This window comes from Paenibacillus sp. KS1, from assembly GCF_001680695.1.
GTDB lineage: Bacteria > Bacillota > Bacilli > Paenibacillales > Paenibacillaceae > Paenibacillus_B > Paenibacillus_B suaedae.
Genome location: NZ_MAIS01000052.1, coordinates 1 through 23266, shown reverse-complemented (window position 1 = coordinate 23266; position 23266 = coordinate 1). Strand labels below are relative to the sequence as shown.

19 protein-coding genes and 1 other annotated feature are annotated in these 23266 nt (G+C 44.7%); of the genes, 11 read left to right on the top strand and 8 right to left on the bottom strand.

What is annotated here, in order from left to right; all coding sequences use genetic code 11:
* The first annotated feature begins 35 nt into the window (after window positions 1–35).
* Together BBG47_RS17510 and BBG47_RS17505 are read left to right on the top strand one after the other, a co-directional pair.
* Complete coding sequence (locus BBG47_RS17510) at window positions 36–950, top strand: sensor histidine kinase (protein ID WP_065292765.1); 915 nt, start codon at window positions 36–38, stop codon at window positions 948–950.
* Entirely contained in the window at window positions 940–1620 is a 681-nt protein-coding gene (locus BBG47_RS17505; RefSeq protein ID WP_065292764.1) for a response regulator transcription factor, read from the top strand. Before BBG47_RS17510 ends, BBG47_RS17505 begins: the two co-directional genes overlap by 11 nt.
* 175 nt (window positions 1621–1795) lie before the next feature.
* On the opposite strand, the gene BBG47_RS17500 is transcribed toward BBG47_RS17505, so the two are convergent.
* Window positions 1796–3460, bottom strand: a complete 1665-nt coding sequence (locus tag BBG47_RS17500) for a multicopper oxidase family protein (RefSeq protein ID WP_065292763.1) — start codon at window positions 3458–3460, stop codon at window positions 1796–1798.
* 357 nt (window positions 3461–3817) lie between these two features.
* Here BBG47_RS17500 and BBG47_RS17495 point away from each other — a divergent pair, with 357 nt between their 5' ends.
* From BBG47_RS17495 to BBG47_RS17470, 6 genes are all read left to right on the top strand, one after another.
* A complete protein-coding gene (locus BBG47_RS17495; RefSeq protein ID WP_065292762.1) occupies window positions 3818–4873 on the top strand; it encodes a FecCD family ABC transporter permease in 1056 nt (351 codons plus the stop codon).
* 3 nt (window positions 4874–4876) lie between these two features.
* Window positions 4877–5911, top strand: a complete 1035-nt coding sequence (locus tag BBG47_RS17490) for a FecCD family ABC transporter permease (protein WP_065292761.1) — start codon at window positions 4877–4879, stop codon at window positions 5909–5911.
* Window positions 5912–6235: 324 nt separating this feature from the next.
* Entirely contained in the window at window positions 6236–7114 is an 879-nt protein-coding gene (locus tag BBG47_RS17485) for an endonuclease/exonuclease/phosphatase family protein (protein ID WP_065292760.1), read from the top strand.
* Between the two features lie 167 nt (window positions 7115–7281).
* Window positions 7282–8361, top strand: a complete 1080-nt coding sequence (locus BBG47_RS17480) for an alcohol dehydrogenase catalytic domain-containing protein (RefSeq protein ID WP_094183178.1) — start codon at window positions 7282–7284, stop codon at window positions 8359–8361.
* A gap of 202 nt (window positions 8362–8563) precedes the next feature.
* The gene (locus BBG47_RS17475; protein ID WP_254659851.1) at window positions 8564–9730 is read left to right on the top strand and encodes an MFS transporter; all 1167 of its coding nucleotides are present in this window, start codon (window positions 8564–8566) and stop codon (window positions 9728–9730) included.
* A gap of 501 nt (window positions 9731–10231) precedes the next feature.
* Complete coding sequence (locus BBG47_RS17470; RefSeq protein ID WP_175400563.1) at window positions 10232–12652, top strand: endo-beta-N-acetylglucosaminidase; 2421 nt, start codon at window positions 10232–10234, stop codon at window positions 12650–12652.
* A 46-nt stretch (window positions 12653–12698) separates the two neighbouring features.
* Here BBG47_RS17470 and BBG47_RS17465 read toward each other — a convergent pair whose 3' ends face one another.
* From BBG47_RS17465 to BBG47_RS17440, 6 genes are all read right to left on the bottom strand, one after another.
* Window positions 12699–13889: a Ger(x)C family spore germination protein gene (locus tag BBG47_RS17465; RefSeq protein WP_065292758.1), complete on the bottom strand. Its 1191-nt coding sequence runs from the start codon at window positions 13887–13889 to the stop codon at window positions 12699–12701.
* Window positions 13886–15397, bottom strand: coding sequence for a spore germination protein (locus BBG47_RS17460; protein ID WP_065292757.1), 1512 nt, complete (start codon window positions 15395–15397; stop codon window positions 13886–13888). The genes BBG47_RS17465 and BBG47_RS17460 overlap by 4 nt, the downstream gene beginning before the upstream one ends.
* Window positions 15384–16493 (bottom strand): endospore germination permease, encoded by a 1110-nt coding sequence (locus BBG47_RS17455; RefSeq protein ID WP_065292756.1) that lies wholly within the window; start codon window positions 16491–16493, stop codon window positions 15384–15386. Before BBG47_RS17455 ends, BBG47_RS17460 begins: the two co-directional genes overlap by 14 nt.
* 190 nt (window positions 16494–16683) lie before the next feature.
* Entirely contained in the window at window positions 16684–17547 is an 864-nt protein-coding gene (locus BBG47_RS17450) for an MBL fold metallo-hydrolase (RefSeq protein WP_065292755.1), read from the bottom strand.
* Window positions 17540–18964, bottom strand: coding sequence for a Na+/H+ antiporter NhaC (gene nhaC / locus BBG47_RS17445; RefSeq protein WP_065292754.1), 1425 nt, complete (start codon window positions 18962–18964; stop codon window positions 17540–17542). Before nhaC ends, BBG47_RS17450 begins: the two co-directional genes overlap by 8 nt.
* Window positions 18965–19062: 98 nt before the next feature.
* Window positions 19063–19257: a binding site (T-box leader), on the bottom strand.
* 109 nt (window positions 19258–19366) lie between these two features.
* Entirely contained in the window at window positions 19367–20251 is an 885-nt protein-coding gene (locus BBG47_RS17440) for a LysR family transcriptional regulator (RefSeq protein WP_065292753.1), read from the bottom strand.
* A gap of 170 nt (window positions 20252–20421) precedes the next feature.
* On the opposite strand from BBG47_RS17440, the gene BBG47_RS17435 reads away from it, so the two are divergent.
* Complete coding sequence (locus BBG47_RS17435; RefSeq protein ID WP_065292752.1) at window positions 20422–21171, top strand: SDR family NAD(P)-dependent oxidoreductase; 750 nt, start codon at window positions 20422–20424, stop codon at window positions 21169–21171.
* A gap of 88 nt (window positions 21172–21259) precedes the next feature.
* Here BBG47_RS17435 and BBG47_RS17430 read toward each other — a convergent pair whose 3' ends face one another.
* Entirely contained in the window at window positions 21260–21754 is a 495-nt protein-coding gene (locus tag BBG47_RS17430; protein ID WP_065292751.1) for a hypothetical protein, read from the bottom strand.
* A gap of 198 nt (window positions 21755–21952) precedes the next feature.
* On the opposite strand from BBG47_RS17430, the gene BBG47_RS17425 reads away from it, so the two are divergent.
* Together BBG47_RS17425 and BBG47_RS30780 are read left to right on the top strand one after the other, a co-directional pair.
* Window positions 21953–22402: a DUF3888 domain-containing protein gene (locus BBG47_RS17425; RefSeq protein ID WP_065292750.1), complete on the top strand. Its 450-nt coding sequence runs from the start codon at window positions 21953–21955 to the stop codon at window positions 22400–22402.
* 90 nt (window positions 22403–22492) lie between these two features.
* Window positions 22493–23266: collagen-like triple helix repeat-containing protein (locus tag BBG47_RS30780; protein ID WP_065292749.1), on the top strand; the 774-nt coding region annotated here is incomplete at its 3' end.

Here is a 23266-nt window from a genome sequence, read left to right as displayed (position 1 = left end):
ACCTCATCGCATACATCGCATTGAGGCTAAAAGGGATGCTTGCAGCTGTGCTTGCAGCTGTAATCACGGCTGTTAGCGCAGTTATGTTGTTTTATACCAGCCATTCACCTGAATATGGAGTAGGAGTCTACATGCTTCTGCTCGTCGGCATCTATGTCATCTTCTGGGGAGCGCGTACGAGACGTGAGGCGCACCAACAATTGAGCGACATGCATATCGATATGGAGCAGGCGCATCTTGAATTGAAGCGTGCTCATTACGAACTGGAAGAGGCTACAAGCCGCCTGCTTCAATATGCTGTATTAGAAGAACGAACCCGTATTGCAAGAGACATTCATGATAGTATCGGACATGGATTAACCTCGGTTATCGTCCAGCTTCAGGCATTGCCGTATATGATGCAAGCGAATAAGGAAGAAGCCGAGCAGGCTATGGCCACTGTGCTCGAAGTAGCTCGAAATTGCCTGACCGAAGTCCGTGCGGTCGTGCATCAAATGACAGATCATAACCAGATTTATGGCGGAATGAATGCGCTGGAGAAACTTATCCAGCAAGTTAGAGAACAGAGTCAGTTATTGATTACATTTGAAGCTGTAGACTGCGGCAGTGCTTGGACACCATACATCACTGAACTACTATACCGGGTTCTTCAGGAAGCATTGACAAATGTCATCCGTCATGCTGCTGCGACGGAGGTCAAGATAACAATCGTGGAGCGTGACGAGGAGATTAGAATGACTGTACAGGACAATGGAAAGAACGATAGCCAGACGCCTATAATTCCAGGGTTTGGCTTATCTCATATGGAGATGAGATGTAAGGCGGCAGGAGGAACCTTGCGATTAGTACACATACATCCTCATGGGCTTGCGCTATCCGTAGCGATACCGACTCACGATTACGTAGATCACGATCCTATTGTAGAGGAGGGAAGCAGGGATGAGGGATGAGTTGATTCGAGTCGCGATTGCAGATGATCAAGAGCTTGTTCGCAGTGGTTGGAGCCATATTATTAATGCTCAGTCAGATATGGAGATGGTCGGTTATGCAGCCAATGGTCGCGAAGCAATTGCCGTAGCAGAACAAGTACAGCCGCATGTATTTTTAATGGATGTTCAAATGCCGAAATACAGCGGGATTGCAGCAACACGCGACATTGTTGCATCATTTCCCGAACTGAAGGTAATCATTCTCACAACATTTGAACTTGAACAATATGTATACGACGGCATTCGTGCTGGCGCTGTAGGATATATGCTCAAAGATGCTACCCCCCATGAACTGATTGAGGCGATTCGTGCAGCACATCGTGGAGAAGCGATCTATCGTACAGCAGTTGCATCCAAAGTAATGAGTCAAGTCATACGAATGGGTGAGAAGTCTGCGCTTCAACGATTTGGACCATTATGCCAGGATGAGCGTGCGGAATCATTTACCGGAAGAGAAATTGAAGTGCTTCAACAAATGGCATATGGATGGCGCAATGAAGACATTGCTTCAATACTCCACATCAGTGAAAGCACAGTGAAAACACATGTTCACCGGATCTTGCAGAAGCTGGAAGTCGAAGACCGTACACAAGCAGTCGTAAACGCACTTCGGAATGGGATTGTCCAGTAAAATGCCATTAAACAGTAATAGCAGTAGAAATATCGCTCTCGATATAAAGCTAGTACACAATGTGACATGAAATTACGCCATGAAATCAATCAACGTCTATTTATGCTGATACCCTGTGAACAGCCAAGCCTATTGACTCTCTAACCAACAGGCTTGGCTGTATTCATTTCGTTCATTATTCAGGTTTATTGTCGACATTCGAATCTGGTACATACGTACTCTTATAGTCTTTGTATTTAACATCTGTCACCATGCCTGCCGAAGCATGATGCAGGTCATGGCAATGGAACATCCAATCTCCGGGATTATCTGCTTCAAAAGCGATAACATACTGCTCACCGGGTTTAACGTTCAATGTATCCTTGACGACAGGAGAGCCTTGTAAAGGCTGCCCGTTTCTGCTCAATACCTGAAAGAAATGTCCATGCAAATGCATGGGATGATCATCGGTTGGTGATTGATTAACGAAGGTAACCATGACTTTGTCACCCTTGGCAACTTTGATTTTGTCTGTGTCCGGAAATACCTTGCCGTTAATGGTATAAACCATCTCGCCATTTCGTTTTTCTGTGTTTAGATTCATCAGAACCTGTTGATCATACTTCTGGTCGAGTGTGAATGCCGTTTCCGCCATCTTGCCATACGCAGCGAGATTGAAGTGAGGCAGGGTTTCCAATGCATCGGATTTGGCAGCCTGCTTCGTGAAGTCCTCATATTGAATGACAGCTCTCATATTGCGAGCTCGATCCTCTTTGCTGTGTTCATCCAACAGCCACGTACCGGGGTTGTCAGCAACGAACTCAAGGTCGTATCGTTCGCCAGGCGCAATTGATATCACTTGATCTTGAATGACAGCAGGACTGTTGACGTATTGACCATCCATAGCGATGACCTTGAATCCATGCCCTTGCAGGTGCATCTGATGTGAGAGATATCCGGCATTGATTAAGCGAATCCGGACCTTTTCTCCTTGCTTGACCATGAGCGGTTCTATTGCATCACCCGATTTTCCATTCATAGTGAACAGGTCGTACATGCTCATATCATGACCGCCCATTGACATCGTTCCATGATCCATGCCACTCATGCCGGATTTCGACATATTCATCTTGGAGTGATCCATGCCTGACATATCTGATTGAATATTCGATTGATTTTCATCTGCTCGCTCCGTATTCATCTTTCCCATGCTTATCCATTCATCCAGCACAAGCGTAAAATCTCGATCAACTTGCTCCTTCGGATCTTCGACGATGAGCGAGCCATACAGTCCTTTGTCTACTTGATTTACACTGTCTTGATGCGAATGGTACCAATACGTTCCCGGTACCGTTGCTTTGAACTCATAGATGAAGGACTTCCCAGGCACAACAGCATCTTGGGTGACGCCAGGAATACCATCCATACCATTGGGAACGGGATATCCATGCCAATGGATTGATACAGGCTCCGGCAATTCATTTTCCAGCTTAATCTTGACAATATCGCCAACCGTTACTCGAATCTGCGGCCCAGGAACTGAGTTGTTAAATGTCCATACGGGCAGCACCACCCCATTGGATACTTCCAAGTTACTTGGTTGAGCAGTAATGGTTAGGGATGTGCCATCAACAGTGGGTGTAGTTACAGTACGCTTCACTATTTCTTTTACTATATCTGTGTCGGTATTCGATGTAAGCTTCGACTCTTGTTTGTTCGACATAGAAGCATGATCCATGTTGGTATGATCCTTGGCAGTTCCTCCGTTCCAGCATCCACTTGCTAGTAATGCAATTATCCCGGTGACGACCATGGTTTGGAGCATCCGATTGCGAGTTGAGAATAAGCTTTTCAATTCCATGCCTCCTGAATTATCATTCTTGTAGAATACAGTCTCAGTATAGACAGCAAATATGGAGAAATGATGGAGATTCATAAAAAACACAAATTTATGCAGTATTGTGAATATACAAAGCTTGAACATCGAGGAGGAGATGCACAGCGGCAAAATTTTGGTCGTGGACGACGATTGGAAAATGAGAAATTTAGTCCGCATCTATTTGAAAAAAGACGGATATGAACTGAATTAGTAGTGACAATTGTACAAAAAATCAATTCATTTTCTCCATTGCCACAAGAGGAAAAATGTCCTAAAATATATCTTAATGCAAATGATAATCAATATCATTTTAATTTAGAATCAGCAAGGGTGGCATGTATGGGTCAAGTGGCTAAGTCTTTACCTAAGGAAGCTGCATCGCAAGCATTTGAATTTCGCTCACGTCCAATGGCAGCAACACTTATTCTTATTGGTGGTTCCTTCGCATTGCTGTTAGGGATCGCTATATCTGTATCGTTCGGTGCGGCAGATATTCAGATGTCTACCGTATGGGAGGCAATTTTTCGCTTCAATTCAGAAGTAACACAGCATCAAATTATTCAAGAAATTAGACTTCCGCGTGTATTGGGCGGGGCAATGGTAGGAGCCTGCTTCGCGGTTGCCGGAGCTATTATGCAAGGCATGACTCGCAATCCGCTGGCGGATTCAGGCTTGCTTGGCCTGAATGCAGGTTCAGGGTTCATGCTGGCCATATGCTTCGCATTTTTTCCAGGTCTGCCTTACATGTATTTAATTTTGTATTCTTTTCTTGGCGCAGGCTTGGGCGCAGGGCTAGTGTATGGAATTGGATCATTGGCTAAAGGAGGATTAACCCCTGTTCGAATGGTATTGGCCGGGGCGGCACTCAGTGCTCTCTTATCCGCACTGAGCGAAGGCATCGCATTATATTATCGAATTGGACAGGATTTGGCTTTTTGGTACGCCGGTGGAGTAGCGGGCACGAAATGGCCGCAGCTAGAAGTGATGTTTCCGTGGATTGCAGCTGCTCTTGTAGGGGCGATTGTATTATCACGTTCGATTACAATGCTCAGTCTTGGAGAGGAGATCGCCAAGGGACTGGGGCAGAGAACACGCCTCGTAAGATTGGCAGGCACGGTCATTGTGCTTATTTTGGCTGGTGCAGCCGTATCTGTTGTTGGAGCTGTTGGCTTTGTAGGCTTGATTATTCCACATGTTACCCGTTATTTAGTTGGCGTGGATTATCGCTGGATTATCCCATGCTCAGCCTTGCTTGGCAGCTTGCTGGTTATATTCGCTGATCTTGCCGCTCGCATGGTGAATCCGCCATACGAAACACCTGTTGGGGCATTAATCGCTTTAATCGGTGTACCCTTCTTCCTCTTCTTGGCACGTAAGGAAAGGAGGGGGCTGTAAACGATGACAAGTCTATCTTTACCGATGATTCAAAAACGAAAGAAGCAGCGGAGCATCGCGATTATGATTACGATAGCCGTGCTGATTGTCATTATGGTTATCATTAGCATGAATACAGGATTTATTCGCTTATCCCCCATGGATTTGCTGCGTACATTGTTCGGTTCAGGAACAAAAAAAGAAGAGCTAATCTTATTCGACTTCCGATTACCGCGCATTGTAATTTCATTGCTTATCGGTGCAGGTCTGGCGGTATCCGGCTGTGTCATGCAGGCCATATCGCGCAACGCATTGGCTGATCCAGGCATTTTAGGCATTAATGCGGGCGCTGGTCTTGCCGTAATGTTGTTCATCTCGTTTTACCCGTCAACTGCACAGGCTCCAATCTATTTATTGCCTGTGTTCGCGTGGCTTGGGGCTGGACTTACAGCAGCTCTCATCTGCTTGCTATCCTTCAAACGGCATGAGAATATATCGCCTACACGATTACTGTTAACTGGTATAGCGGTAGCTGCCGGCATCAGTGCAGCTATGATCGTTCTGACATTAAAGCTTAGTCCCGAAAAATATCAAACGATGGCGACATGGCTTGCCGGAAGCATCTGGGGAACGAATTGGAAGTATGTACTTGCACTTCTTCCGTTCATCGCCGTGCTATTACCCTACATTTTCTACAAAGCTCGAATCATGAATGTTCTAAACTTGGGTGAACAGACGGCAACTGGGCTGGGGGCATTTGTATCGAGAGAACAAATTTTGCTGTTGGCAGCAGCAGTAGGATTGGCAGGCTCATGTGTGGCGGTCAGCGGTGGCATCGGCTTTGTGGGGCTTATTGGACCGCATTTAGCTAGACGACTTGTGGGCTCCAAACACCAACTCCTTCTGCCGACTTCGGCTTTAGCCGGTTCCTTGCTTGTGATTACGGCAGATACAATTGGGCGATGGATATTACAGCCATCAGAGGTGCCCACGGGAATTGTCGTCGCTGTAATTGGCGCCCCTTACTTTCTGTATTTATTAACTCGCTCGAAAGCATAAGGTTCACCGGCCGAGATCATGACGAATTAGGTGTTGCGAGGTTAATGCATGAACGGCACATTCGATTAAATGTGCCGTTTTCTGTGATATCTTCCTTCAGCCTTGTTCCACGCAGAACCATGCAAGTACTCATTGCATGAGCAATAAGACTATTATTATCGTCAGCCGGTTCAGGCACTACTTCTATCCCTCTCATCCGTTAACATGGCAATCTGGCATTCCGATTTCAATCATGCGATAATGAACATACTTCTGGAGTTATTTTAGCTCTATGAATTGGATTAGTGCATAAGTAAGCTTAGCATCAGGAGGAGTGCAGAAAGTATGAAGAGCAATGTTGGAGAGCAGCATATCAGATTCATGACTTTTAACGTCAAGTATGACGACGCTTACAAACAAGATTGCGAGAATAGCTGGAGCCGCAGGTCAGGTATGGTGGCTAGCATGATTCGTTACCATCAGATAGATGTGGTTGGCACACAAGAGGCATTGAGGCATCAGGTTGCTGATTTGGAACGAATGCTTCCTGAGTTCGGCTGGATTGGGGCAGGCAGGGACGATGGTGCAGACACAGGAGAATTCGTTGCTATATTCTATCGCAAGGATCGCCTTGAGCCGCTAGAGTTCGGAACGTTTTGGCTATCCGAGACACCCGAAATCCCAGGAAAACGAGGATGGGATGCCGCTTGTCCACGCATTCTGACGTGGGTTCAGTTTTTGGACAAGCTGACAGGAACCAAGTTCATACATTTCAATACGCATCTTGATCATATTGGAACCGTTGCGATGAAGCAGAGTGCCTATATGATCTTGAACCGGATTCCCGAATTGGCTGGTAATGAACCAGTAGTAGTAACAGGAGACTTCAACTGCACGGAATCGTCCGAACCTTATCAGATTCTCACGACGGGCAAGGCTAACGGCAAAGCGGTGCTGAGGGATTCGCGATACGCCGCTAAGAACTCCCACATTGGGCCTTCGTTCACGTTCCACGGTTATCAGTTGACACAATTAATCAACTGTCTATACTACAATGGACCAGTATTCAAAGGGGATAACGGGGAGGAGCTAGATTCGCCTATCGACTATGTATTTGTGAACGAGCATGCCGATGTTCTTCAATATGCAATTCTTTCGGATCAGGCAAATGGTCAGTTTCCATCCGACCATTTGCCTGTAGTTGTAGACCTAACATGGTGCTAATTTTTCATATTCATACGATAGAATACAGGCCGCCTCAGCGCGGCTTTTTTCATGCCAATATAGAAGTCCGTGTTATTTTGAATAACTTACTAACCCTGATACATAATATCGATGATTATATTGTCTCAATAACGGAATAACATACAACCATAGCGAAGTGCATCATGATGAAAGCCGTAACATATCAGGGAGCAAATTCAATCGAAGTAAAAAACGTAGATGACGCGAAGATTGAAAAGAAAGATGATATTATCGTGCGGATTACAAGCACATCCATTTGCGGATCAGATCTTCATTTATATCAAGAAAATTTTCCACTGCCAAAAGGCTATATCATCGGTCACGAACCAATGGGAATTGTGGAAGAGGTAGGATCGGAAGTAGCTCGAATGAAGAAGGGTGATCGTGTTGTAATCCCCTTTACTGTAGCCTGTGGTCAATGCCATTACTGTACGCACAATTTGGAGAGCCAGTGCGATAATAGTAATCCCCATTATGATTCGGGAGGCTATTTCGGATATTCTGAGAAGTTCGGCAATTACCCCGGCGGTCAAGCGGAATACCTTCAAGTGCCTTTTGGCAATTTTACGCCATTCGTTATCCCCCCGTCCTGCGAGCTTGAAGATGAGCCGCTTCTATTCCTGTCTGATGTGCTTCCGACAGCCTATTGGAGTGTGGAACATGCAGGTGTCAAAGCAGGCGATACCGTAATTGTACTTGGATGCGGTCCTGTAGGATTGATGGCTCAACGCTTTGCTTGGATGAAAGGGGCCGAACGCGTCATAGCTGTTGATCATCTTACCTATCGAATGGAACGTGCCAAGCAAATAAATCGTGTCGAGACGTTTGATTTTACGAAGAATGATGATATGGGGGAGCATTTAAAGGAAATTACACATGGGGGAGCCGAAGTAGTCATTGATTGCGTTGGTATTGACGGGAAGAAATCAACACTTGAATATATCGAGCAGAAGCTGAAGCTGCAGGGGGGAACGCTTGGACCGATCCAAATATCGACGAAAGCGGTTCGCAAATGCGGCACAGTCCAGATAACAGGTGTATATGGAGGCAATTATAATTTGTTTCCGTTAGGTGCTTTTTTTGCAAGGAATATTACACTAAAAATGGGACAAGCACCAGTAATCCATTATATGCCGGGGCTGTATAACAAAATAATGGAGGGCAGTTTTGATCCTACAGCCATCATTACGCATCGAATGCCGTTGGATCAAGCAAGCCATGCGTAAAGGTCGTATTAAAGCCATAAGTGTTGCTTAGATGTACCCATACTTCGCTTTAAATCCGTTTTAATTCATCGGAATTAGAGAATAAAAGGATTGAGGAAGTGTACAATAATTCTAAAATGACGTGGATACCCCACGGAGGTGTGCCCAAGTGCAAGCTGACAAACGTTTTGACTTATTAGCACTTTCATCAATTCCTTTGATAATGACGTTAGGCAATTCAATGCTAATTCCCGTATTGCCTGAAATCAGGAGACAGTTGAAGGTGAGCTCATTCCAAACAAGCCTGCTCATTACCGTATATTCCGTAATGGCGATTTTCCTCATACCCATTGCCGGCTATTTATCTGATCGAATTGGCCGCAAGGCAGTCATTATTCCCAGCCTTATCATAACAGGCATTGGAGGTGGTGTGTGCGGCGCAGCAGCGGTCTGGATGGATCATTCCTATTCAGTCATTTTATTGGGAAGGGTTCTGCAGGGAATTGGTGCTGCTGGAGCAATGCCCATCGTTCTGCCGTTAGTAGGGGATATGTTCAAAAGTGAAAAAGATGTGAGCAGTGGTCTCGGCATTATCGAAACGGCCAATACATGCGGTAAAGTATTGAGCCCTATTTTGGGAACAGCCCTGGTAGCAATCGTTTGGCATCTTCCTTTTTGGGCCATTCCAGTATTGTGTCTAATTTCGATTCTGCTCGTCCTTTTTTTTGTCAAGCAGCCCAAAGAATCTGATTCTGATTCCGAACCAATACCCGTTCGCGACTTTTTAATACAAGTGATGAAGTTGATTCGAGAGAATTCGCGTTGGTTAATCGCCATATTTGTTATCGGGGGACTCGGCATGTTCATGCTGTTCAGTTCGTTATTTTATTTATCGGAATCGCTGGAAGACAAGCATGGGTATAAGGGAATTGTAAAGGGTCTGCTGCTTGCGATACCGTTGGCTGTATTGAGTACTTCCTCTTTTATTGCTGGAAAATGCATAGGAAGTAATAAAATCGCGATGAAATGGATCATTGTGTGCGGATTGGCCTTAACAGCAGCAGGACTTGGCATGTGCATACCAACGAAATCTGTTGTATCCCTGTTCATTTGGCTAAGCGCTGCTTTCCTCGGAATAGGAGCATCCTTGCCCTGTCTCGATTCCTTTATAACCGCAAGCATTGAGAAGAAGCATAGAGGTACGATTAGTTCCTTGTACAGCAGTATGCGTTTTGTCGGCGTTGCTGCCGGCCCAATGATAGCAGCACTGGTGATGAATCATACACAGATCAATTTATTTCTGGTCTTATGTGCTTGTGGGATAGCTGCTGCACTTTCCGGCTTGTTTGCAATCAGAGCTTCAAGCGGTTCACAACAATCGCAAGGCTAACTCTGTACGGCAGTTGTTTCTCGGCAGAGCTAGACTGTCAGAGAACAGGCCAGGGAAAATTTCTGTAGGAAGGTATTACTGAGGTCGAGACCAATAGAACAGGGGGATATTCATCTCGTTGGTCTCGCTAGCCATCATCGAAGCACTATACAGAAAATGTAATTTAACGAATTGAGTAAACACTCAAATCAGACAGTATAAAGCAGTTGAGTTGACCACTGTAAACGGCTACTCCCCCAATATCTAAATTATCAATATCTTCGTAATTGACTTCAGCACACTGATCGCCTCTCAATGCAAGAGATTTCTTTTTCAAGCACAAGTAAAGAGGAGTGTTTTAAATTTTGATTGATATGTATATAAATACCAGATATACAATTCAAACACACTATACTTTATACATTGAATATAAGTTAATTACACTTATGTAAGCGCTTTATTTCTAGTAGATTTAAATTGTATTCGAATATAGCACCTCATGGTGCGAGGAGGAGACTTACAGTGGTCAACACGATGAAAAAGAAAGTTAAGCTTCTACTCATCACCTCGCTTCTGGCTATTTCCACATTCGGCCCGGTGATGGCTCCCACTACATATGCGGAGCAGCCGCACACCTCATACTGGCATCCAGCTACTCTCCTAGAGTGGAGCCCAACAACCGACAAGGATGCGAAATTCAACCGTGGAACGATCTCACTTGCAGATCGATTCACAGGACAGAAAGTAAATCCGAATGCGCAAGACCAATCCAGGCTTGTTGCATTGTCGGCGCTGAATGATAATACGAGTGGTGTTCCGTCTCAAGGTACAGGGCAGTTCCGTACCGATGCCTTCGGTTACTGGCAATATGTTGATGTTATGGTGCTGTGGGGAGGATCAGCTTCCGAGGGCCTGATCGTTCCGCCAAGTGCAGATATTATTGATGCAGCACACAAGAATGGAGTTCCGATTCTCGGAACCATCTTCTTCCCTCCAACTGCATATGGTGGCCAATACCAATGGGTAAAACAAATGCTGCAGCAGAAACCGGATGGTTCCTTTCCAGTAGCTGACAAACTGATTGAAGCAGCCAGCTACTTCGGCTTCGATGGTTGGTTCATCAACCAAGAGACAGCTGGCGGGAATTCTTCGGACGCCACGAAGATGCAGCAATTTATGCAATACTTGCAAGCGCATAAGCCATCCAATATGCAGATCATGTGGTATGACTCAATGACGAACGGCGGCAGCATCAGCTGGCAAAATGAATTAAATGCACGAAATCAAATGTTCCTGCAAAATGGTGCGCAAAAGGTTGCAGACAGTATGTTCCTCAACTTTAATTGGTCCGCTTCGATGCTTCAGAACTCTAAAAATAAAGCGATCAGTTTAAATCGCGATCCTTATGATTTATATGCCGGCATTGATACAGAGGCGAATGGCTACAACACGAACGTCAACTGGGCTGGAATCTTCCCTAGCAATCAGAAAGCTGCTACCTCACTCGGCATTTATCGGCCAGATTGGGCATATCGCAGTTCAACGAGCAATGATGAATTCTATACGAAGGAGATGAAATATTGGGTAGGTCCGAACAGCGACCCGCGCAATACGACAACATCTTCGAGCTGGAAAGGGATCGCTAATTACTTTGCTGATAAATCATCAATTCAGCATCTGCCGTTCACGACTACCTTTAATACGGGGCACGGCAATCAATTTGCAGTCGATGGTACCGTCCTAAGTATGAAGGAATGGAACAATCGCAGCTTACAGGATGTACTGCCAACTTGGCGTTGGATTACAGAAAGCTCCGGTACAGCGTTGAAGCCGAGTTTCGATTGGAGTACAGCTTATTACGGTGGAAGCTCACTGAAGGTGTCTGGCTCATTGAGTTCACAGAACGCAACGCATCTGAAGCTCTATCGAACGAATCTGCCGCTGTCCGGTGATACGGAAATATCCGTTACCTATAAAACAGGACAAGCTGCATCTCATATGAAAGTTGGCGTTTCGTTCGCTGATAATCCGGGTCAATTCGAATTCTTCGAAGTAGGGGATGGGGATCCAGGCGTATGGAATACCAAGGAGATATCCGTCGGCAGCTTCGCAGATCGAACTGTTGATGCAATTTCACTGAAGTTCGACAGCAGCAATGCAATTAACAACTACGCGATCAATATTGGGCAATTATCTATTCGGAATAGAGGAGATATGTCCTCTCCAGAAGCGGTAACCAACTTGGCTATCGAGGAAGTTGATTTCTCAGGCAATACAGCAGATGCTCGGTTGAATTGGAATGCATCTGCAAGCGGCAATGTGCAAGCGTATGAAGTATATCGAGTGAAGCCAGATGGAACACGTGAGTTCGTAGGGGCGACACCGAATACAGCCTATTATGTTCAACCGATGAGCCGCAACTCCGGGGAGCAGCAAACAACATTAGAAGTGTTGGCGCTAGGAACGAATGGGGTACGAAGTTCCGCTGCTCAAGCAAGCTTTGCATGGCAGGAGGCCCCTTCCACAATGAATTTAGCTCTTAATCAAAATGCTACGGCAGACCGCTTCGTACCGGGTGAGACACCTGCCAAGGCGTTTGACGGAACTACTGCAAATAATAGCAAGTGGTGTGCAACGGGCTCTGAGCCCCACTGGCTGCAGGTCGATCTGGGCTCCGTATATACCGTTGATAAATTTATCATCAAGCATGCGCAAGAAGGCGGAGAAGCGGCAAGCTTCAATACAAGAGATTTCAACATTCAGCTAAGTGAAGATGGCGTGAACTGGATGGATGTAGTGACGGTAAGCGGCAATAATGCTGGCAAGACGACACATAATATTGTACCAACTTCGGCACGTTACGCGAAGCTGAACATAACAAAGGCAACACAAGAATCTGATTCTGCAGCACGCATCTATGAGTTTGAGGTGTGGGGACAGTAGCTTCAATCATACAAGCAAGCCCTGACACAGGTTGTCAGGGCTTTTGTTATCGGTTCAGACGATTCATCCCAGAATCCTCTATCTGGACATTGACGTCAATCCGTTCAAGAGAGTTGGGCGTGAGCTGCAGTAAGGAACCATTTTTGTTTTTTTGCCAAATGGAGATGTACTTGCGATATGCACGATTTTGCAGCGAATAAATGTCGAGTTTTCTATTCAATCCTTGTTGAAATGTTTGTTGTACGTCATTCCTTATTTTTTCCTTGGCCGCGGCAACGATATATTCTTTGGTTGAATTATCCGTAATTTCTTCGACAGAGCCTCGGACATCGATTACGAGGTTGAACTTAGGGACTTCGCCTTGCAGCAACACCTTAACTGATGCTTTCGGTTTATTTATTGTAAGAACCGCATCAGGAGTGGTTGGACGCCCTACTCCTATATGAACCCTTTTAATTTGATTTGACATCCATCGCAAGCCAAGTACTTCTTCCTGCTTCAGCCAACTTTTATACTTCCCTTTTTGAAGTACAAACACTCCATTGAGCTCGTACTGACTAATTTTCTTCTTGTCCTTCGTCCATTCCTCATTGTTCAAGGAAAGGCTGGGCAATAATACGGTACTTCCCGGCTCATTCAGCTGTGCGACCATTTTCATCAACTGCAGTGGAGGAATGTTCGACTGCTGCTTCAGTACATCGTCCGGGGAATATAGCATAGAAGCGATGGGTGACAAATTGAATGGAAGCGATACCGTGAATAGGTCTTCGATTGGAGTTTTGGTGCCGTACACCCATGGCGTATAACGAATTCCTGAAAAACGAAGAAGGGAATCAACCATCTTATTCACATCTTTTTGCAAGGCGCGCTCACTGAAAATGAGTACAGCCGTATGATCCCAAATAATTTGCAGCGTGGAAGCTGCAAAAATGTCATTTACTGCTGTGTCCAGTGTATATCCTTCTCCGCGTCCAATCCAAGTAGGTGTTTTGCTAGAGATTCTTGTCCCTTCTTGCTTGGCGACATTTGTGAACTCCAAGGAGTTCGTATACACAATATATTTCCCGTTATCATAATCAATGCCAAAAGCAGTGACGTAGTTCAGATCCTGAACATTTTTAATGTCCCAGCAGCCCGTAAGGAGCAAAAATAGGCAAGGCACGCTGATAAGTAAGCATAGTTTATTTATACCGTGTCTGCACGGAGATTTATCTACTGTGTGATCAAATACGCTCATTTTGGCTCCTTTCCTTCGCGGGTCTTGTCAGTAGTTCGGAGCATAATAGGGCGACGATTTACAATTTTGACAGGCAAAGCAATAAGCGATTTCAGCATATCCCCGAAAATAGGCGGTGACAGTGGTGATAAGTAGGGTATGCCAAATGAATGCAGTGACGACAAATAGACAAGTATGGCCATGACGGAAATGAAGAAACCGTACATGCCAAGCATGGAAGACACGATTAACACAAACAGACGCAATATACTTACCGTGCCGCTCAGCGATTGATTTACCAAAGTAAAGGTAGCGACGGCCGTGACTGCTGCTACAACAAGCGTAGTAGGGGAACTGAGACCTGCTCGAATCGAGGCATCTCCAACAATGAGCCCTCCTACGACGGCGATCGTCTGCCCGACCGCCTTTGGCAAGCGAATGCCTGCTTCACGGAAAATCTCAAATAACCCAAGCATTAATACCATCTCCATAGGAGCAGACAGTGGAAGCCCTAATCGAGAGTTCGTTACTGTTGCTAATAGAGGGAATGGGAGCTGTTCTAAATTGAAGGCAATTAACGCAATCCAAAATCCCGGCATAAAGATAGAGATCATCAAACCGACAATCCGCAGCAGCCTTTGAAACGTTACGAAAAAATACGGGAAATGGATATCTTCAGGCGATTTTAATGTTAATACCAAGTTTGCTGGACCAATCAGCACCATGGGTGTCCCCTCAACAATGATGATGAATCTGCCCCTGACGAGGGATTGTACGGCATAGTCGGGTCTTCCAATGTAATCGAGTAAAGGGAACAAGGAATAAGTTGAGTCGCCAAGAGCTTCTCCTAGCTGCGAACTGCTGACGATTGCATCTGTATCGATTGCTTCAATGCGCTGCTTAATATCACGCATCATGCTTGGATTCGCTATATCCTCGATGTAGAGCAAGGAAACTTTGGTTTGGCTTCGAACTCCAAGAACAAAGGACTCACACTTTAATGAGCGGGTACGAAGACGCTTGCGAATAAGTGCAATGTTCATCATACAGCTCTCCGTAAAGCCGTCCTTCGATCCTTTAATTGAAATTTCGGTATTGGATTCTTCGGGAGCTCGATTGGGCGGGTCTGCAATGTCGAGCGAATAGTAAGCGTTTTGTTCTTTGAACTCGATAATGAGATGCCCAGCGAACAATAATGTCTCTACATCATGTACTCTATTCTTTGCCTCGATAGGCTGGATTGCTAATAAGCTATTATGTTTGTGAAGCAGATCCTGCACAGAATTGGCATCCTCCAAATTGGCTTTCAACTGGGGGATCACATATTGATTCAACTGTTTAGTGTCAGCCAATCCTTCACAATAGATGAAAGATACAGTGTACGAACGCATGCTTGATCCAAATGAGTAGGTTTTCTTCTGAACATCTGCACAATTCTCCAATGCACAAAATAACTGTTGGAGGGTAATCGGCTGGCTTTCAGCTGAATGATCCTTCGGTCTTTGATTCAACGTTTTATTTGGTTTCACGAACGATCCCTCCTTTGTATCTGTGCTGTCTGTAGTAGGTGAGAACAGCGAGCATCACGGACAGAAATATAAGTACATACGTAACGATTGGGAAATAGACGATTCTTAACAAATTGACGAATTGAATGTCATCTCGATAAGTAACAACAGCAAGGAATATGATTGCAGTCGTCGCCACGCCAACACCGATCCTCGTATGATGGCTTCGATGTGGAATGGCATCGATGATGAGGAAGATCGCCAAAGCTATTCGGATGAAAGAACCCGATAACCATTGATAAATTGACAAAAAATCAAGATGCTCAATGTATTTGCCTGCGGTTACAATTCTCCACTGCTCGAAGGCCGGATACCGCATGGAAGAAGCATTTACAATTCCGAAGTTAGCTATAGAGCCGATATAAGGGCCGATTGTAAGGCCGGCAAGAATGAACGCAAGCGTAGACATACCCCAGAATCTTGGCTTATTTGACATGTGCGGCAGCATGAAAATGATAAGAATCAGCTCGGCCATACCGGCTCCGATCAGAATGAGCCCATTTATAATAGGAGTAAACCCATGTTCGAATAATGGTAATATCAGGGAATAATCCTTATATTGAAAGTTAGCACTCATTACGACATATCCGAGAATAATGACGATCGGAAGAAGAATGCCAGCACAGATCGCAATTGAATGTATGCCGATTAAGGCACTGGAGAGGGACAATAGAATCAACGCACCAGCGATTACAGCTGCCGGGGTACTTGGCAAATATGAGATTCTGGTCCAAGTTGCCGTGTCTTCTAATGTCACAAATGCCGAGAAGAGCAAATACGTAATAATCAAAATCGTAACCGTCCAAGCGGCAAAGCTGCCACCCAGCGAATAAACCCAAGAGAACAATGGTAGGGGGCGATTCGGCTTGGCTCGAACTATGATCAAAAGCAGCGGAATCCAGCACAAGGCGAGTACGAGTGCAATCAGAACACTAACCCAACCGTCTTTATGAGCTTCACGCAGCAGAAGTGGAATAATAGTAACGTGATTCATAAGGCCTGTAGACATAATGACAATAAAACAAGCTTGCAGAAAGGTAATGGAAGGTCGCGGCATGAGGATCGTTCTCCTTTGTTCGATTCTTAGATCAAACCTGCAGTCAATTTAATCTTGTATATCTGTTATTTTGATTCGAAGTTAGGAAATTCATCCATGTATGCCTTACATATCATGCTGGCGGGGGCAAAAAAATAACACTGCCTTCTTCTTAATGGGAGAAAGGCAGTGTTTGTGAATCGTTCATTATTTACAATTTTAGTTCCATTCCATCTTCAGCGATAAAGAACGCTCTATCCAGTACGAGCTTCGAAAAGGAACTTGCTTGGTCGTTAACCGGATTCGTATGATTGAAGTGTGTAAAGTAAATCTCAGTATGCTCAGCCAATCCTTGCAACCGATCCATCGTTTCGGTCATGACAGGATGGGGTATTTCTTTGTAATTGCGTCCCATCCGCTCAATTTCTTCAATGGAATGAAATGTTCCATCTAATAAGCATATATCTGCTTCCTTCGCTATGTCATAAATATCACGATCCCATTCGTTCCATCGATCGATGTCCGGAATGTAGAGCAGCTTGCGTGAAGGGCCTTCGATCCAGAACCCGAATGTCTCCGACAACTCATTGCGATGCGGTACTTCAATCGGCGTCATTCGAACGAGAGGAGACAACTGCTCTTGCCGCTCGTGGTGAATGCTGTTCAATTGAATATTATTCAATTCCACCAATTGCGACCAAGGGGCGTTGGTTTCCAGCATCTCTTTCATTTTGTCCCCAGTGAAGACAGGAACACCCTTTGCTCCGATCGCCTCTCTGCCCAAGAACATCAAACCAGGGTAGTGGCCAATATGCGCATGGGTCAGCCAAATACTGCTCATGAGCTCCCCTTGAAGCTGGTACTTCATCTGTACGGAAGCCATCTGCTCTCGCATATCTGGTGTTGCATCTATAAGATGCCATTGTTTGCGATCCGGTTCGATAATGGCTAAGGAAGCGGCGCGTCTGCGCGTACCATTGTGCATTGCAGCCATACAATTCTGACAAAAACAATTCGGGTGCGGTACCCCAGCATCTTGTGCTGTTCCGACAATATTGACGATAACCTCATTCATGTCCGATTCCTCCTGCTGTTACTTGATCACCCTTCGCGTGAACAGGATATTCCTTCTTCACAATGGTCCAACCGGTGATCCCGTATACGATATTAATAAGCGGAACAAGGAAGGCGAAGAAAATGTATGGAATAAATTGTTCCGCACTCACGCCAAGCATGTTTGCAGCGAACACAGCGGGAACTCCCCAGGGTACTAGCGTTATGCCGACTGTTCCAGCAGCTTCCACACATCTTGATAAATTTTTCGTATCAATATTCATGTCCTTATAGGTCTGAACGAATGTACGTGTAGGCAATATAATCGCCAGAAATTGCGCGCCACTTGCAAAGGCTACAAGGAAGGTTGATGCAATAGTAGTCGCAATGAGCGAACTTGAAGTCTTAATTCTGGATACGAATGGCCGAACAAGTGCTTGGAAAATGCATGTTCCTTCAAGCAATCCACCAAGTGCAGTTGCAATGGTCAACAGCCCGATCGTATTCAGCATAGAGACTAGACCGCCGCGATTCAATAAGGAATCGACTGCTTTCACGCCGGATTCAGTATGGAATCCGTTCGTCATTGTGTTCACCATCGTTGTGAGGCTATCACCTTGCACGACCATAGAGATTATTCCGCCAATGATGCCTACTAACAGCAATGTCGGCAGAGCCGGAAGTTTCTTAATCATTAAGAAGATGGTAAGAACAGGCAGCAACAGCAGTAAGGGATGGATAATGAACGAATTTTGAATTCCGGTTAATATCATATCGATATTGGCTGTATCCACAGCACCTTCTACTGTGCGCGTGCCAACTAGGGCATATAAAGCAACTGCGATAACAAACGCGGGAATCGTATCCCATAACATGTGTCGTACATGGCTGAATAAATCCGTATCAGCCATTGCTGGTGCAATATTCGTTGTATCGGATAACGGCGACAGCTTATCGCCGAAGAATGCTCCTGATATGACTGCCCCTGCAATTAAGCCGGGGGAGAATCCCATGCCTTCACCTATGACCATGAATGCCAACCCAATCGTAGCGATGGAAGTGAAGGAGCTGCCGAGCGTAATGGCAACAATGCCAGTTACGATAGCGACTGCTGGAACAAAGAATGAGGGATGAATAAAAGATAAGCCGTAGTAGATCATGGTAGGTATGACTCCACTAGAAATCCATGTTCCAACGATCATCCCGATGACAAGCAAAATGAATATTGCTGGCATTGCTTTGGATACGCCATTTACCATCATGTCCTGAAGCTCATCCCATTTATAACCGCTAATCACCCCTACTATAACGGTGACGATGATGCCAATCATAAGCGGGATGAACATGCCTGCTTTCCAGATGGAAATCGAGGCAGCCCCCGCAGCCATTAGCGCAAGGATAGGTAACAGCGCTAACCCAATTGATACTTGTCGTTTCATGTTCGTTTCACTCCTTTATGTCGTAGTTGTAGTGGTTGATGCTCATAAGTCGACTTGTTGAACAACCTGTATATATAAAAAAAGAACCTCCATCCCCAAATAGGGACGGAAGTTCCGCGGTACCACCCTGATTAACAAAATAACTTTTGTTCACTCATCTATTTAACGGCATTGCCGGACCGAAGTCAGCTCCCTAATTGTAATTCACTGCATGTCCCGGCTTAGTTCGCACCTTCCACCAAGTCTCTGATTTTCCGCCACAGACAGCTACTGTATTAGTTCTACGCTTTTTGATATTCTACTGTTTTGCTTTCTTGCTTTTTTGCTTTTGGGCTTTCATGTGATAAATCAAATTATAGACCTCTGCATTCGTTTGTCAACAGTAATTTTTTGACGACTGAGTTAGAGTTCGGATTTTAAACGATTCAGAAACCGCTTCGCCACATGCGAAATTTGCTTGTCTGAGGCATGCACCCAGCCATAATAAAATCGCTCTATATTAGGAGATTCCAAGGTTATAGGAATGATTTGCTGACTATCCTCTTTGAACGAATAGTCTATTCCTATCGTCACCGCAATTCCTTCTTTTACCGCATTGTGAATCGCTTGCGTATTGTTGCTGATGAATAAAATATCAACCCCACCATGCGCTTCGACAAACTGTGACATGTAATTCCGAATATGTTCATCCTCATAGAGGACGAACGTCTGATTGATTAGCTTCTCTGGTGTCATCACATGTTCCCAGCGCAGTGGTGATTGCTCATTCACTCCGACGACAAGCTTGCCTTCGAGCAATCTCTGAAATGTTAAATTGCGCTGTTGATGAAGGAGACTTTCCGATAAAGCGATCAAACCGATATCAATCTTATCCTGCTTGATTAGATCCACGATTTCTTTGGGGCCTTTTTCCATGATTTCAAATTTGACAGCAGGGTAATCGCGCTTGAAGCGGGATATAACATCGATTAATAAATGCATTGGCCCGGGAATTGTGGCTATCCGTAATAGTCCGTTTACGGTATTGGTATAAGACTGTGCTTCTGCCTTCAGTTCATTGAGTTTCGCTAATACTTCACTCGCAATGCCAATGATTGCTTGACCCTCAGGCGTTGGAACCGCTCCTTGTCCGCGTGAACGCTGGAATATTCGAATGCCGAGTTCTGATTCCAGCAAGGAAATGGACTGACTAATGGCCGAAAGGGTTACATGCGATTGTTGTGCGGCTTTCGTTAAAGATCCTGTCTTCGCCACCTCAACAATATTCTCAAGCTGCTCAATATTCATATAGACACCTCAATTCATTACTTAAGTAATACTTAATTATATATTAGTTTATATAAATTTTAGTTAATTATCTAGAGTGTTACAATAAAGGCATAGCAAGTAGCAAGAGTCAATGAATAATCTCACAGTTATGATGAAGAACGTACACATTCGACGAGGAGGAATCGAGCATGGCTGAGACAAGAGTAGCGGTTATTACAGGTGGGGCAAGTGGAATTGGGAAAGAGACGGCATTGAAGTTCGCCAAAAAAGGGGATCGTGTCGTTGTCGCTGACTTTAATGAACAAGCAGGACAAGAAGTCGTTGCCCTCATTAAAAAACTGGGCGGTGAAGCGATCTTTGTCAAAACTGACGTGTCCAAACTAGAAGAGGTAGAAGCACTCGTAGAGAAGGCTGTTGAAACGTTCGGCCGAATTGATGTGATGTTCAATAATGCGGGGATTGGCCGCGTGACTCCTGTGCTTGACCAAAATCTGAAGGATTACCATGATGTGATTAATGTGAATCAACATGGAGTTGCGTACGGAATTATTGCAGCTGGACGCAAGATGAGAGAGCTCGGAATTCGTGGGGTAATTATTAATACCGCTTCGGTGTTCGGATTTCTGGCTTCGCCGGGGACATTCGCTTACCATGCAACGAAGGGGGCTGTCATCATGATGACGAAGTCCGCTGCGCTTGAACTCGCTGCATATGGCATTCGAGTGCTTGCTGTTGCACCGGGCGCTGTCGACACACCGATTATTCAAGGCTACAAAGATCAAGGCATGGTAGATGCGATGAAAGCGAAGGTTATCGGCAATAAGTTGACACAGCCTGAACAAGTAGCCGATACGGTATACTTGCTCTCCCTTGATGAAGCTAGCGCAATTAATGGCAGTGTTGTCATGGCTGATGAAGGCTACGCATCGTTTAAATAATATCACAACACAGTAGGATCATACATTGAATAATGGACAAGCACCTCACATCCTTATCATTAGGAGTCAAGGTGCTTGTCTTTTTTGATTAAATATACGTTACCACAATGCGAATGCCGGCCAATATCAAGCTAAATGCTCCATAAATAACGGCACCCTTTAAAAAGCCAATAAAATGGAATTGATAGTCTTTATATCCTCGAGCGCCTTGTGTACCTGGAATGATAATGAATGCAGGCGTAATGATACAGAATAGGAGCCAATCCAAGATGATGAGATCCGTCAGGCTAACCATTGTGAAAATCAAATAAAACTGAATGAAAGTAGTCCAAAACGTAATCTGATTTCCATCGAGTACAATCGATGATAGCAATGGAGCAAGCGTAAGCAGCATGACAACCGAGCCTATAAGAAGAAACTGCCTTTCTTCCGTCTTGCTTTTAGGCTTTGCCAACCGTTGTATTTCCTTCGGATAATCCTGTAGCCATATTCTTGGATTGTAGGCAAGAGAGGTGAGCAAGATGACTAGAAATAGGATTGAGTAAATTGATCCCTCTATTAGAATTCGATACATGTTAACCATATGTATGAATTCTCCTCCTTCAACTGTTTTTCTCTCATAATGAATAGGTGAGCTTTGAATGTAGTATATTCCAAATATGTTTCACCAACAACACATATTTTGCCTGGAGCAAAATAATTTCTTGTGAAGACGAATCTTAGTACCTGAACATGTATAGAGGAACATAATTCTGGAGATAGTCTGCATGAGGTGAATCAAATGAAACAATTTCATGTTCTTACAACCATTATTCTAATCACAGTTGTCTTGTCCCTGCCCATTCAGGCAAACGCCGAGGTCAATAGAACGCTTAAAGAGGCAGATTCTGATTTGTATCCCGACATGCTGTTGCTTCTGCTTCTGCCCCAAATCCAAGAGGCCGTCAATTCTTATTACAGTAAGATATTGAAGGTAGATCCTGTTGTGTATCCATATGAAATAGACATTGTAAAGGCAGAGAGAATAGATCAAAATCCCAAGAATCGTGGGTATGACTTTCTCCTTACGCTTGAGGTTCAGCCTGTCATTGGGCCACATATTGCAGTAGGGCAGGATCGGATGACTCTAGAAATATCGCCACTTATTACGAACATAGTGAAAATAACAAGCTATCAACATGTCCATACTAACCAGTTACCTCTCAATTGGCAGCACCTATTACTGCGATAATTGGTTCTGAAACAAAACGGTTTCCAAATTGGAGCTGCTTACATAAGATGTTATGATAATGGTTTAGTTTTGAATGGAGAGGTATTGCGAATGACAATTACACCTTTACAACGAATTACAAGCAGCAATAAGAATGTGTTTGTCGCTGATTCTGTTGGCGAGGCTGTAGTATTATTAATCACTGGGCATTCCCCGAATGCAGTAAATATTGTAGATGTAAATGAGATATGGCTTAAACTAGAATCTTTCACTAGTGACAATAATGTGTGGTTCAAGCAGATAAACAACCCGACATTTATTTGGTCCAAGCAAGTAGCCAAAGCTGGGGAAGTTTGCAGTTTTGCTACGGCGTCTGTACCATTGCCAATTCTCGAGGGGACGGAAGAGATTTCTTATCTTATCTTTTTTACCCTATTTTGCAACCAAGTTTGCAGTATGCGTATCACTCTTATCGATGCAATAGGCAATCCTGTGATGCCAATTCCGCCGGATTATTTAGATAATGAACTCTATGCATTGCCTGCTGATTTGCATTCTATTGAATCGGGTATTCCGTGGCAGAACATTCGATATCATTCGGTTACAGCTTCATTTCGTTCTTCAGATATTTTTCCAGGCTCTCGATTTTTATTTACGTTTCAGGTTATGAATCATGGTGAGGGAACTCCCGGGTTTGCTTTCGTTGCAGATATTTATCAATTAGCCGAATCCTGGTATGTTGATGGCGTAACAGGGCCGACGGGCCCAACGGGAGCCACTGGAGTGACTGGCAGCACAGGAGCAATAGGGGAAACGGGAGCAACAGGCAGTACTGGAGAGACAGGAGCTACAGGTGCCGTAGGTGAAACCGGGGAAACGGGAAGT